At 62.3% G+C, this 12,260-nt stretch carries 10 protein-coding genes; 8 read left to right on the forward strand and 2 right to left on the reverse strand.

All coding sequences use genetic code 11. From position 1 onward, the window contains the following. The first annotated feature begins 60 nt into the window (after positions 1 to 60). Positions 61 to 1,086 carry a quinone-dependent dihydroorotate dehydrogenase gene (locus C3F42_RS26140; RefSeq protein ID WP_038706511.1) on the forward strand — a complete coding sequence of 342 codons (1,026 nt, stop codon included), beginning with the start codon at positions 61 to 63 and terminating at the stop codon, positions 1,084 to 1,086. Between the two features lie 138 nt (positions 1,087 to 1,224). Here the strand turns inward: C3F42_RS26140 and rmf are convergent, their stop codons facing one another. Then, positions 1,225 to 1,440 carry a ribosome modulation factor gene (rmf, locus tag C3F42_RS26145; protein ID WP_003248687.1) on the reverse strand — a complete coding sequence of 72 codons (216 nt, stop codon included), beginning with the start codon at positions 1,438 to 1,440 and terminating at the stop codon, positions 1,225 to 1,227. 550 nt (positions 1,441 to 1,990) lie between these two features. Between rmf and rlmKL the strand changes: the two genes are divergently transcribed. The 7 genes from rlmKL (at position 1,991) to C3F42_RS26175 (ending at position 10,793) form a co-directional block, all read left to right on the forward strand. After that, entirely contained in the window at positions 1,991 to 4,189 is a 2,199-nt protein-coding gene (rlmKL, locus tag C3F42_RS26150) for a bifunctional 23S rRNA (guanine(2069)-N(7))-methyltransferase RlmK/23S rRNA (guanine(2445)-N(2))-methyltransferase RlmL (protein ID WP_094012044.1), read from the forward strand. A gap of 95 nt (positions 4,190 to 4,284) precedes the next feature. Continuing rightward, the gene (locus tag C3F42_RS26155) at positions 4,285 to 6,684 is read left to right on the forward strand and encodes a diguanylate cyclase (RefSeq protein ID WP_094012045.1); all 2,400 of its coding nucleotides are present in this window, start codon (positions 4,285 to 4,287) and stop codon (positions 6,682 to 6,684) included. A gap of 798 nt (positions 6,685 to 7,482) precedes the next feature. Continuing rightward, a complete protein-coding gene (locus C3F42_RS29500; RefSeq protein WP_158659595.1) occupies positions 7,483 to 7,719 on the forward strand; it encodes a hypothetical protein in 237 nt (78 codons plus the stop codon). A gap of 115 nt (positions 7,720 to 7,834) precedes the next feature. Further along, entirely contained in the window at positions 7,835 to 9,277 is a 1,443-nt protein-coding gene (locus tag C3F42_RS26160; protein ID WP_038706507.1) for a PLP-dependent aminotransferase family protein, read from the forward strand. A 62-nt stretch (positions 9,278 to 9,339) separates the two neighbouring features. Beyond that, a complete protein-coding gene (locus tag C3F42_RS26165; RefSeq protein WP_094012047.1) occupies positions 9,340 to 9,792 on the forward strand; it encodes a hypothetical protein in 453 nt (150 codons plus the stop codon). Positions 9,793 to 9,899: 107 nt separating this feature from the next. Next, entirely contained in the window at positions 9,900 to 10,154 is a 255-nt protein-coding gene (locus C3F42_RS26170; RefSeq protein WP_023628900.1) for a YkgJ family cysteine cluster protein, read from the forward strand. Positions 10,155 to 10,187: 33 nt separating this feature from the next. After that, the gene (locus tag C3F42_RS26175; RefSeq protein ID WP_023628899.1) at positions 10,188 to 10,793 is read left to right on the forward strand and encodes an START domain-containing protein; all 606 of its coding nucleotides are present in this window, start codon (positions 10,188 to 10,190) and stop codon (positions 10,791 to 10,793) included. 69 nt (positions 10,794 to 10,862) lie between these two features. Here the strand turns inward: C3F42_RS26175 and gltA are convergent, their stop codons facing one another. Then, the gene (gltA, locus tag C3F42_RS26180) at positions 10,863 to 12,152 is read right to left on the reverse strand and encodes a citrate synthase (protein WP_023628898.1); all 1,290 of its coding nucleotides are present in this window, start codon (positions 12,150 to 12,152) and stop codon (positions 10,863 to 10,865) included. Positions 12,153 to 12,260 lie beyond the last annotated feature (108 nt).

A 12,260-nucleotide genomic window follows, 5' to 3' on the forward strand; every position in this document is an offset into this window, starting at 1 on the left:
GTCGCCCTGGCGGCGCGCTGGCTATAATCGCCCCCTCACACACCGCGAGTCCGCCCGCCCATGTATACCCTGGCCCGCCAGCTGCTGTTCAAGCTCTCCCCGGAAACCTCCCACGACCTCTCGCTGGACCTGATCGGCGCCGGTGGCCGCCTCGGGCTCAACGGTCTGCTGTGCAAGCAGCCGGCGGCGTTGCCGGTGACGGTGATGGGCTTGAACTTCGCCAACCCGGTCGGCCTGGCCGCAGGCCTGGACAAGAACGGCGCAGCCATCGACGGTTTCGCCCAGCTGGGTTTCGGTTTCGTCGAGATCGGCACCGTGACGCCGCGCCCGCAGCCGGGCAACCCCAAGCCACGGCTGTTCCGCCTGCCTGAAGCCACGGCCATCATCAACCGCATGGGCTTCAACAACCTGGGTGTTGACCACTTGCTGGCACGTGTGCGCGCCTCGAAATACACCGGGGTACTGGGCATCAACATCGGCAAGAACTTCGACACTCCGGTCGAGCGGGCCCAGGACGACTACCTGATCTGCCTGGAAAAGGTCTACAACGACGCCAGCTACATCACCGTCAACGTCAGCTCGCCGAATACCCCGGGCCTGCGTTCGCTGCAGTTCGGCGACTCGCTCAAGCAACTGCTCGATGCCCTGGCCGAACGACGTGAACAGCTGGCCACGGCCAACGGCAAGCGCGTGCCGGTGGCGATCAAGATCGCACCGGACATGAGCGACGAAGAGACCGCGCTGGTTGCCGCGGCGCTGCGCGAGTCGGGCATGGATGCGGTGATCGCCACCAACACCACCCTGGGCCGCGAAGGTGTCGAAGGGCTGCCGTTCGGTGGCGAGGCGGGCGGCCTGTCGGGCGCCCCGGTACTGCAAAAGAGCACGCACACGGTGAAGGTGCTGGCGGGCGAACTGGGCGGCAAGCTGCCGATCATCGCCGCTGGCGGTATTACCGAGGGGCGCCACGCGGCTGAGAAGATCGCCGCTGGGGCTAGCCTGGTGCAGATCTATTCGGGCTTCATCTACAAAGGCCCGGCGTTGATTCGTGAAGCGGTGGATGCGATTGCGGCGATGCCGAAACCATGAAATGAGCCGCTCCCACGCTGTATAGAAGATTTGGCGGGAAAATACGGTGCATAAAAAGGGCCCCTTCAAAGGGGCCCCTGGGCCGTAGCCCGCCGCCCGGATAGGGCGCGCATGGTGACTCGAATTCAGTGTCCTCGTTCAGCCAACGGCGTGATTTTCGTTGAGTCTATGAATGCCAGCGGTGCCGGTCATGCCATCCCAGTTATCGCCGCGACCTTCGCGCCAGCCGTTGATCCAGGCTTGGCGTACAGAGGGTAGATTGAAGGGGCAAAGTTCGCGGGATTTGCCGGTGACTCCATACTGGTAGCCACGTGAATATGCTCTTTCCAACGGATCACGCTTAAGTCTTCTCATAGGGTGTTGCCCTCACTTGTTGACTGTAATGTCCCGTCGGCCTCTCCGAGGCCGGGCAGAATCGTTCTGCCGGTTTGCGCCCGCTGCCGGCGTCGCGGGCTGAAAGTGCCGCCCCGTTGCGGTGCGGCCTGAGATCAGTTCTAACGAATGCGAGTCACAGTGTGAATGATCGATTTGTCATAAGGACGTAACCTTTCCGAGGGTGAGGGGATAAGTAAATAAATGCGACTCAACCTTGTTTGCCGTTGAGCCCGCTATGATCAGGGTTTAGTCAGCGTTGACGTCAAATGGCCAGCGTTGCTCGCTGATGACAGTAATAATTGGTAATGCGACGAAGGGTCACATCTGAATCCTGGGTCCACGAAATTTTCACACTGCCCGACGATCAAAGCCTCTTTCGCTTCTGCGCGAGGCGTTGGTCTGCCGGGCGGCCAGGTCTTGCGAGCGCTTCGCAAGGCCACCCGGGCGCCTGCTGGAAAGGTGCCCGGGCAAACAGCGGCAGCCGATGCGTCGGTTTGCCATCTACCTAGCCAAAGGCTCTGGATTGCACATGTCGGACCGTTTCGAACTTTATCTCACCTGCCCCAAGGGTCTTGAAGGCCTGCTCGCCGAGGAGGCCCGCCAATTGGGCCTGAGCGAGGTGCGTGAACACACCTCGGCCATTCGCGGCGACGCCGATATGGAAACCGCCTATCGCCTGTGCCTGTGGTCGCGCCTGGCCAACCGGGTGCTGCTGGTGCTCAAGCGTTTTTCCATGAAGAACGCCGATGACCTCTATGACGGTGTGCATGCCCTCGATTGGGCTGATCACCTGGCGGCCGACGGTACGCTGGCGGTGGAGTTCAGCGGCCATGGTTCGGGTATCGACAACACCCACTTCGGCGCCCTGAAAGTGAAGGACGCCATCGTCGACAAGCTGCGCAACCGCGAAGGCCTGCGCCCGTCGGTGGAGAAGGTCGACCCGGATGTGCGCGTACACCTGCGCCTGGATCGTGGCGAGGCCATCCTGTCCCTCGACCTGTCCGGCCACAGCCTGCACCAGCGCGGTTATCGCCTGCAGCAGGGCGCGGCGCCATTGAAGGAAAACCTGGCAGCGGCGGTGCTGATCCGTTCGGGCTGGCCACGTATTGCAGCCGAGGGCGGCGCCCTGGCTGACCCGATGTGCGGTGTGGGCACCTTCCTGGTCGAGGCGGCGATGATCGCCGCCGACATCGCCCCCAACCTCAAGCGCGAGCGCTGGGGCTTCACGGCCTGGCTCGGGCATGTGCCGGCGCTGTGGCGCAAGCTGCACGACGAGGCCCAGGCCCGTGCCCAGGTGGGCCTGGCCAAGCCACCGCTGTGGATTCGTGGCTACGAGGCCGACCCGCGGCTGATCCAGCCGGGGCGCAACAACGTCGAGCGCGCAGGCCTGGGCGACTGGGTGAAGATCTACCAGGGCGAGGTAGCGAGCTTCGAACCGCGCCCGGACCAGAACCAGAAGGGCTTGGTGATCAGCAACCCGCCCTATGGCGAGCGCCTGGGTGATGAAGCCAGCCTGCTGTACCTCTACCAGAACCTCGGCGAGCGCCTGCGCCAGGCGTGTATGGGCTGGGACGCGGCGGTGTTCACCGGTGCGCCGGAGCTGGGCAAGCGCATGGGCATCCGCAGCCACAAGCAATACGCTTTCTGGAACGGCGCATTGCCGTGCAAGTTGCTGCTGTTCAAGGTCCAGCCGGACCAGTTCGTCACCGGCGATCGTCGCCAGGCCCAGCCCGAGGCGGGCGAGGACGAGCCGCGCCGCCAGGCAGCGGTGGCCAGCGAGCCGGCGCGCCTGTCGGAAGGCGCGCAGATGTTCGCCAATCGCCTGCAGAAGAACTTCAAGCAGCTGGGCAAGTGGGCCCGTCGCGAGAAAGTCGATTGCTACCGCGTGTACGATGCCGACATGCCCGAGTACGCGCTGGCAGTCGACCTGTATCACGACTGGGTACACGTGCAGGAATACGCCGCGCCCCGCTCGATCGATCCGGACAAGGCCCAGGCGCGCCTGCTCGACGCGCTCAGCGCGATTCCCCAAGCCCTGGGCGTCGATCCGCAGCGCGTGGTGCTCAAGCGCCGGGAACGCCAGACCGGCACTCGCCAGTACGAACGCCAGGCCACCGAAGGACGCTTCCAGGAAGTCAGCGAAGGCGGCGTCAAGCTGCTGGTCAACCTCACCGACTACCTGGACACCGGCCTGTTCCTCGACCATCGCCCGATGCGCCTGCGTATCCAGCGCGAGGCGGCGGGCAAGCGCTTCCTCAACCTGTTCTGCTACACCGCCACGGCCAGCGTGCACGCAGCCAAGGGTGGCGCGCGCAGCACCACCAGCGTCGACCTGTCGAAGACTTACCTGGACTGGGCACGGCGCAACCTGTCGCTCAACGGTTTCTCCGAGCGCAACCGCCTGGAGCAGGGCGACGTCATGGCCTGGTTGGAGAACGCCCAGGACAGCTACGACCTGATCTTCATCGACCCGCCGACCTTCTCCAACTCCAAGCGCATGGAAGGGGTGTTCGACGTGCAGCGCGACCATGTGCAGCTGCTCGACCTGGCCATGGCGCGCCTGGCGCCGGGTGGTGTGCTGTACTTCTCCAACAACTTCCGCAAGTTCCAGCTCGACGAGCACCTGGCGACGCGGTATGCGGTGGAGGAAATCAGCGCCCAGACCCTGGATCCTGACTTCGCTCGCAACAACCGCATCCATCGCGCCTGGCAGCTGCGTTTGCGCTGAGCCGACGAGGTACATGGCGTGGCCACTGGCCAGCGGCTATAAAGCAGGACAGGGCGGGACAATACGCAGGACGCTGACGTTGCTGAGAGTCCTCTATGTCGAACCCAGGCGTACCTGCGAAGCCGCTTGGCCTGTTCGGTGACGAGCTGTCGGCCTGGGGCGTGGCCCTGGCGGCGCTGGTCGCCGGGGCGCTGCTCACGGCCGCGCTGGCCATGGCCACGCAGACCTTCTTCAAGCAGCAACTGCGCCAGCGTTTCGAGCTGTTGGCCAGTGAGCGCTACAGCCGTATCGTTGAACGATTCGAGGAGCAGGAGCTGCGCCTGGATGGCCTGCGCCGCTTTATCACATACTCCAGTGAAGTCACGCCCTACGCGTTCGATGGTTACGCACGCCCATTGCTGCATCGCACCCAGGCCTACTCCTGGGCACCGCGGGTAGCGTCGGGGCAGCGTAGCGCGTTCGAGCAGCGCTCCAGCGCCTTGCTGGGTCAGCCATACCAGATCCGTGACCTGGACGCCCAGGGCCGATTACAGCCGGCTGCGATGCGCGACCACTATTACCCGATCCTGTATACCCAGGCGGCGAGCCATGAGGCCCAGCCCTATGGTTTCGACCTGGGCGGGCAGGCGCCGCGCGCCGCGCCACTTGCCCGGGCCCAGGCACGCGGCAGCATGGCGGTGTCCGCGCCGCTGGACATGATCAATGTCCAGCCGACCTACACCCGTGGCCTGCTGATGGTCGCTCCCGTCTTTGGCGATGAGGCGTCTGCGAATGGGTTGCCCCGAGGTTATGTGATGGCCTTGCTGAGCCTGCACCAGTTGATTGCCGAGAGCCTGCCCACCGTAGCCGACGACAACCTGGTGGTGCGCATTCTCGACCTGTCCAACGAGGGTGGTCACGAGGTGCTGTTCGATTCTGGCGGGCCGCCTGCGCGCATGGGCCTTGCCAGCAGTCACCTGCTGCACCTGGCTGACCATCACTACCAGCTCGACATTCGCCCAAGCCAGGACTTTCTATTGGCCAACCAGTCGTCGGCGGTACCGGTGGTGGCATTGCTCGGCGGCCTGTTGAGCGTATTGCTGGCGCTGTTGCTTTACAGCCTGTTCAGCCAGCGCCAACGTGCCCTGGGCCTGGTCGCACGGCGTACTGCCGAACTACGTGTCAGCGAGCAGTCGTTGCGCGAGACTCACAATCAGTTGCGCAGCGTGCTTGATGCTGCGACTCAGGTTGCGATTATCGCCACCAGCTTGCGCGGGGTGATCGGCACTTTCAATGCGGGTGCCGAACGCATGCTGGGCTATTCGGCCAGTGAAGCCCTGGGCCAGCTGCGTCTGGAGGACCTGGTACTGGCTGATGAGCTGCACCAGCGCGCCCATGCCCTGAGTCAGCGTTTTGGTCGCGAGGTCGGCGCCGGCCAGGCGATGTTTGCCGAGACTGCGCAGGAAGGTGGCGCACAGCCAGCGGACTGGACACTGGTGCGCAAGGACGGCAGCCATCTGCTGGCCAACATGCTGGTGACGGCGGTGCTGGATGAGCAGGGGTTGTGGGTGGGTTACCTGGCAATCTGCATCGATGTCACCGAGCGGCGTCGGGTACACGAGGCCCTGGCGGCCCGCGACCGCTTGCTGGAGAAACTCAGTGCCGAGGTACCTGGCGGAATCTACCAGTATCGCCTGGATGCTGATGGACATTCCTGTTTCCCCTACGCCAGCCAGGGGCTGCACGAGATCTATGAAGTGGACCTGGCGGTGTTGCGCGAGGATGCCACGGCGGTGTTCGAGCGAATTCACCCGGACGACCTGGAGCGGGTACGGCGTTCGGTGCGCTATTCCGCCGAGCACCTGACGCCATGGCGGGAGGAGTACCGGGTGTGCCTGCCGCAAGCGGGGCTGCGCTGGGTGCGCGGGGAGGCGACGCCGGAGATCGGCGAGCACGGCAGCACGCTTTGGCATGGCTACCTGACGGATATCTCGGATCTCAAGCGGGTCGAGGAAGAGTTGCGCGCATTGTCGGTGACCGACGCCCTGACCGGCATTTACAACCGTCGCTATTTCCAGGAGCGGTTGCGCAACGAGCTGGATCGGGCGCAGCGCGAAGGTCTGGACCTGGCGGTGATCATGCTGGACATCGACCATTTCAAGCGTATCAACGATCAGTTCGGGCACGCGGTCGGGGATCATGTGCTGCGCAGCTTGTGCCAGCGGATCGCGCATCGGCTGCGGCGGACCGATGTGTTCTGCCGATTGGGTGGGGAGGAGTTCATGGTGTTGTGTCCCGGGAGCAGTGCCGAGCAGGCGCGGGTGCTGGCACAGGAGTTGTGGCGGGGGGTGCGCAGTGTGCCGGTGGAAGGCGTCGGGCGGGTCACCGCGAGTTTCGGGGTAGCGGGGTGGCGCGCTGGGGAGGGGGCGGATGCATTGTTGTTGCGGGCGGATGCTGGTGTATATGCGGCCAAGCAGGGGGGGAGGGATCGGGTTGAGGGGGAGTTGTTGTCTTGACTTAAGTTTGATGTTCTTGTTGATTCGCGAGTGGTAGTTAGTGTCGGTTTGAAGTTGCATGCGAATTCAGGTTGTATTTCGGTGCGTCGGTGTATTGTCTTATTTTCAATCGATAATTCTCCAAGTTTTGCTCTTGCTCTTGCTCTTGCTCTTGCTCTTGCTCTTGCTCTTGCTCTTGCTCTTGCTCTTGCTCTTGCTCTGCTTTTGCTTCTAAGTGCGCGATAGTTCAGGCGACACAAATTGCGACTTCAGGAGGCCGAACGCAGGTCTTGCGGAGGGAGGTGACGGGCATGGATGCCCGTCAAGCGCTGCGCCCCAGGATGGGGCGTTCAGCGCGGTCCTCCCGGGAGCAAGGCCGGAGTGAGGGGACCCCGGAGCGAAGCGTAGGGACCGGATGAATGGAGCGAGCATTTTTTGGTTCCTTTTTGATGCTTCAAAAAGGGACCCGCCGTAAGGGCGGAAAGGTGATTATGCGTCACTACCGAAAATGAATGCGCATATAACTTTCAAAACACACATTGTTTAAGTAAAAGTAAAAGTAAAAGTAAAAGTAAAAGTAAAAGTAAAGTCAATCGGCATCGGTTTTTATAGTTGTAAGTGCATTCATTTGCGATATCGACGCATAGTCACCTTTCCGCCCTTACGGCGGCTTACTTTGGTCATGGCCAAAGTAAGCAAAGCCGTGGCGCTCCATTCATCCGGCCCTCCGCTTCGCTCCGGGTTCCCTCACTCCGGCCTTGCTCCCGGGAGGACCGCGCTGAACGCCCCATCCTGGGGCGCAGCGCTTGACGGGCATCCATGCCCGTCACCTCCCTCCGCAAGACCTGCGTTCGGCCTCCTGAAGTCGCGAAGTTACGGGCGGCGCCTGGGCTGACGCAGCTGTCGCTAGCTGGGTATGGCGCTAGACTCCTGATCGGCAACGGCAACGGCAACGGCAACGGCAACGGCAACGGCAACGGCAACGGCAGTATCAAAGGTAATTTGAGCGTTCGTCGGCGCGCCGACGTGGTCGGCTATCACTTCTCTGTCACGTAACTGTATTGTTGGCTATTCTCCAATCTGTCCCAGTACACTTCGGAACTGTTACGGTATTCTGGCCCGCAGTGAGCCACACAAGAACAATGACCCGTCAGCGCTTCGAGAACACGCCATGACCAACCTGCTGCTGTACCAGCGCATTGCCCAGCAACTGGCCGATGACATCCGTCGGGGTGTCTACCAGCCGGGTGAGCGGGTGCCGTCGGTGCGCAAGATGAGCGCGCAGCTCAATGTCAGCCATGCCACCGTACTGCAGGCTTACGCCAATCTCGAGGATCAGGGTCTGATACGTGCCCGGCCGCAGTCCGGCTACTACGTCCACCAGACCCCGGCGTTGACGGCGCAGACCCCGGATATCGCGCGGGTCGAGCGCCCGGGCCTGGTCACCCGGGCAAGCATCATCCAGCAAGTGCTAGTCGAGGCGCGGCGCGATGGGGTTTTCCCGTTCGGCGCCGCGGTGCCGCATGTGGACTACCTGCCCGTGCGTGCCCTGCACCAGCAGTTGGCCAAGGTAACGCGCTTCCATAGCCCGCGTGCCTTCAGCTACATGTTCAGCCCGGGGTTCGAACCCCTGCGCCGACAGATCGCCATACGCATGCGTGATGCCGGCGTACTGGTCGATCCACGTGAGGTGGTGGTCACCCATGGCTGTGTCGATGCGCTGCAGATGGCGCTGCGGGTCCTTACCCGGCCGGGCGACCTGATCGCGGCCGAGTCGCCCACTTACTACGGCCTGCTGCAATTGGCCGACCTGCTGGGGCTCAAGGTCATCGAAATCCCCAGCGATCCCTCTACCGGTATCAGCCTGGAGGCCCTGCAACTGGCCGCCAACCAGTGGTCAATCAAGGCGCTGGTGTTGACGGCGCGTTTGAGCAACCCGCTGGGCGGCACCATTCCTGAGGAGCGGCAGAAGCAACTGCTGCGTTTGGCATCGGATTTCGACATACAGATCGTCGAGGACGATATCTACGGCGAACTGATGTTTGAGCAGGGGCGCACCAAGGCGCTTAAGGCGTTTGATCGTCTTGACCGGGTGATCTACTGCTCGAGCTTCTCCAAGACCTTGTCACCAGGGGTGCGGGTCGGCTGGATGATCGCCGGGCGCTACCAGGACGAGATCCAGCGCCTGCAGACCTTCACCACGCACTCGGCCTGTAGTGTCACGCAGATGGCGGTGGCCGCCTACCTGGAGAACGGGGGCTACGATCGCCACCTGCGCTACATTCGCCAGGAATATCGCAAGAACCTCAGTGCCTACCAGCTGGCGGTGCAGCAGCATTTCCCTGAGGGCACGCAGATGACCCGGCCCACAGGTGGCTTCATCCTCTGGGTGAGCCTGCCAGGGCGAGTCAATACTCAGGAGCTGCATGTGCGGGCGTTGGAGCAGGGGATCAGCATTGCGCCGGGCCTGATCTTCAGTAACACCGAGCAGTTCAATCACTGTATCCGGCTTAATTGCGGCATTCCCTGGAACCGCGAGGCGGAGCGCGCGGTGATGACCCTGGGGCTGCTGGCCCAACAATTGTGCCGTGAGCCTACAGGTTCACTTTTGTAGGCTTGTCAGATGAGTGGGGAACAGGGAGCATACGCGTTTTGCAGCTTACGTTCCCGGTACCCATGAACCTGTTTCGTCCTCTTGTCATTGCCCTGTGTTGCGCGTTGCCCTGGCTGCCGGCCGGAGCGGTGCAGGCTGCCGAGCCTGCTGCCAAGGCGCAGGGGGTGCACAAGTCGGCGGCCAAGACTGCAGCCAAGTCCAAGGCTAAACCAAAGGCCAAGCCCAAGGTGAAGGCCAAGCCTGTCAGCAAGGCTGTCGCCAAACCGCTGCACAAGCCGAAGATCGACCTGAGCCTGCCGAGTGAGATGGTCAGGCATCTCGAGCCGGACCTGGGTGGCGGGCCGGTGGTGCGCAAGCCTCTGCTGCCGTCGATGTTCCCCACCAAGCCGGAATCCGAAAGCAGCCCGTTCCAGCTCAACGGCCGACTGATCAGCAACGAAATGCAGCTGCAGTTGCGCAACGACAGCCGGCGCGATGTCGAAGGTGCAGCGATCGATTTCGAGTTTCGTAACTGACTGCCGGGTCACGGTCTTTTTCATTCGCTCGGCAATTTCAAACATATGTTTGAGCGGTTAGTATCCAGGGACGTTCGTCCCGTTTTGCTCCTGGGAGTCCTGTTGTCATGAAATGCCGCGAGGGCTGCGGTGCCTGCTGCATCGCCCCGTCCATCAGTTCGCCTATCCCCGGCATGCCCCAGGGCAAGCCGGCCGGCGAACGCTGTCTGCACCTTAATGTCGAAAACCTCTGTGCGCTGTTCGGCAAGCCCGAGCGACCGCAGGTGTGTGGCGGCTTCAAGGCGGAAGCGGACATCTGTGGCAACGATCGTGACGAGGCCATCCGCATCATCGGGTGGTTGGAGCAAATGACGGCGGCATGACAGGTTGGATCCTCGACAACAAGGAACAAGATGATGAGATCGATCAAGCGTATTGCACTGCTGTGTGGCATGGGTGTCGTGCTGGCACCCACGGCCTGGGCCGAGAACTGGCAGGTGGCCAAGGACGAGGAGGGGATCAAGGTGTCCCTCAGCGAGGTGGCCGGTTCCAAGTACAAGGCCTACCGTGGCGTGACCGTGATCAAGGCACCACTGGCCAAGGTCAAGGCGTTGCAGGAGGACGTGGTCGGGGCCTGCGCCTGGATCCACGAGTGCAAGTCGCAGAAACTGCTCAAGAGCGAGGGCGACCAGAGCTGGACCTACACTCAGTTCAATACGCCATGGCCGGTGACGCCACGCGATTCCGTCCTGCATGTGACCACTGTCCAGGAGGCTGATGGTAGCCTGACCCGCAAGCTTGAGGAGCAGCCGAAGTATCTGCCGGAGGAAAAGGGCTTCGTGCGCGTCGCCCAGGTAGAGGGCTACTGGAAGCTGGTGCCCAAGGGTGACAGCACCGAGGTGACCTACCAGGTGCACACCGAACCAGGTGGCAGCGTGCCGTCCTGGCTGGCCAACAAGTTCGTGGTGGATGCACCGTTCAATACCCTGAAGGGGTTGAAGGAGCGTGCCGAGAAACAGTGATCGGCTTTGGTAATGCAGAAACAAGAAAGGCTGCCCGAGGGCAGCCTTTTTGCGTTCGGCCGAAAAGGCTTACTTGCGGTCTTTCAGCTCGACGATGTCACGCTGCTCGTAGCCGGTGTAAAGCTGGCGCGGGCGGCCGATCTTGTACGGGCTGGAGAGCATTTCCTTCCAGTGCGAGATCCAGCCGACGGTCCGCGCCAGGGCGAAGATCACAGTGAACATGCTGGTCGGAATGCCGATGGCCTTGAGAATGATGCCCGAGTAGAAGTCGACGTTCGGGTACAGCGAGCGCTCGACGAAGTACGGATCGGTCAGGGCGATCTCTTCCAGGCGCATGGCCAGTTCCAGCTGCGGGTCGTTCTTGATGCCCAGCTCGTTGAGCACTTCGTCGCAGGTCTGCTTCATCACGGTGGCGCGCGGGTCGCGGTTCTTGTACACGCGGTGACCGAAGCCCATGAGCTTGAACGGGTCGTTCTTGTCCTTGGCCTTGGCGATGAACTTGTCGATGTTCGAGACATCGCCGATTTCATCGAGCATGGTCAGTACGGCTTCGTTCGCACCGCCGTGGGCAGGGCCCCACAGTGCGGCGATACCGGCGGCGATACAGGCGAACGGGTTTGCGCCCGAGGAGCCCGCCAGGCGCACGGTGGAGGTGGAGGCGTTCTGCTCGTGGTCGGCGTGGAGGATGAAGATCCGGTCCATCGCCTTGGCCAGCACCGGGCTGATCGGTTTGATCTCGCACGGGGTGTTGAACATCATGTGCAGGAAGTTTTCCGCGTACGACAGGTCGTTGCGCGGGTACATCATGGGCTGGCCCATGGAGTACTTGTAGACCATCGCGGCCAGGGTCGGCATTTTTGCGACCAGGCGTACCGCGGAGATTTCGCGGTGCTGCGGGTTATTGATGTCCAGCGAGTCGTGATAGAACGCCGACAGAGCGCCGACCACGCCGCACATCACCGCCATCGGGTGGGCGTCGCGGCGGAAGCCGTTGAAGAACGACTTCAGCTGCTCGTGAACCATGGTGTGGTTCTTCACGGTGCTGACGAACTGGGCCTTCTGCTCGGCATTCGGCAATTCACCGTTGAGCAGAAGGTAGCAGGTCTCGAGGTAGTCCGACTGTTCGGCGAGCTGTTCGATCGGGTAGCCGCGGTGCAGCAGCACGCCCTTGTCGCCATCAATGTAGGTGATCTTCGACTCGCACGATGCGGTCGCCATGAAACCTGGGTCGAAGGTGAAGTGGCCTGATGCCCCCAACCCGCGGACGTCGATAACATCGGGACCAACGGTGCCGGTTAAAATGGGCAGCTCGACGGGGGCAGCGCCCTCGATGATCAACTGCGCTTTTTTGTCAGCCATGTGGCCTCCTATTAATGCTTGAAATCATCAGACAGACCCCCCACGCAGGGCCCGCACCACTATAGAGGGATAAATTCGAATGTCAATTTGCCTAAAGGCTGGTTGAAA

Source organism: Pseudomonas sp. PONIH3 (assembly GCF_002934345.1).
In the GTDB taxonomy this organism is placed as follows: Bacteria; Pseudomonadota; Gammaproteobacteria; order Pseudomonadales; family Pseudomonadaceae; genus Aquipseudomonas; species Aquipseudomonas soli.

Bases quoted from the DNA above. Each gene is read 5' to 3' on its own strand.
- C3F42_RS26140 (WP_038706511.1), top strand. From the start codon at position 61: ATGTATACCCTGGCCCGCCAGCTGCTGTTCAAGCTCTCCCCGGAAACC.
- rmf (WP_003248687.1), bottom strand. From the start codon at position 1,440: ATGAGAAGACTTAAGCGTGATCCGTTGGAAAGAGCATATTCACGTGGC.
- rlmKL (WP_094012044.1), top strand. From the start codon at position 1,991: ATGTCGGACCGTTTCGAACTTTATCTCACCTGCCCCAAGGGTCTTGAA.
- C3F42_RS26155 (WP_094012045.1), top strand. From the start codon at position 4,285: ATGTCGAACCCAGGCGTACCTGCGAAGCCGCTTGGCCTGTTCGGTGAC.
- C3F42_RS29500 (WP_158659595.1), top strand. From the start codon at position 7,483: ATGCCCGTCACCTCCCTCCGCAAGACCTGCGTTCGGCCTCCTGAAGTC.
- C3F42_RS26160 (WP_038706507.1), top strand. From the start codon at position 7,835: ATGACCAACCTGCTGCTGTACCAGCGCATTGCCCAGCAACTGGCCGAT.
- C3F42_RS26165 (WP_094012047.1), top strand. From the start codon at position 9,340: ATGAACCTGTTTCGTCCTCTTGTCATTGCCCTGTGTTGCGCGTTGCCC.
- C3F42_RS26170 (WP_023628900.1), top strand. From the start codon at position 9,900: ATGAAATGCCGCGAGGGCTGCGGTGCCTGCTGCATCGCCCCGTCCATC.
- C3F42_RS26175 (WP_023628899.1), top strand. From the start codon at position 10,188: ATGAGATCGATCAAGCGTATTGCACTGCTGTGTGGCATGGGTGTCGTG.
- gltA (WP_023628898.1), bottom strand. From the start codon at position 12,152: ATGGCTGACAAAAAAGCGCAGTTGATCATCGAGGGCGCTGCCCCCGTC.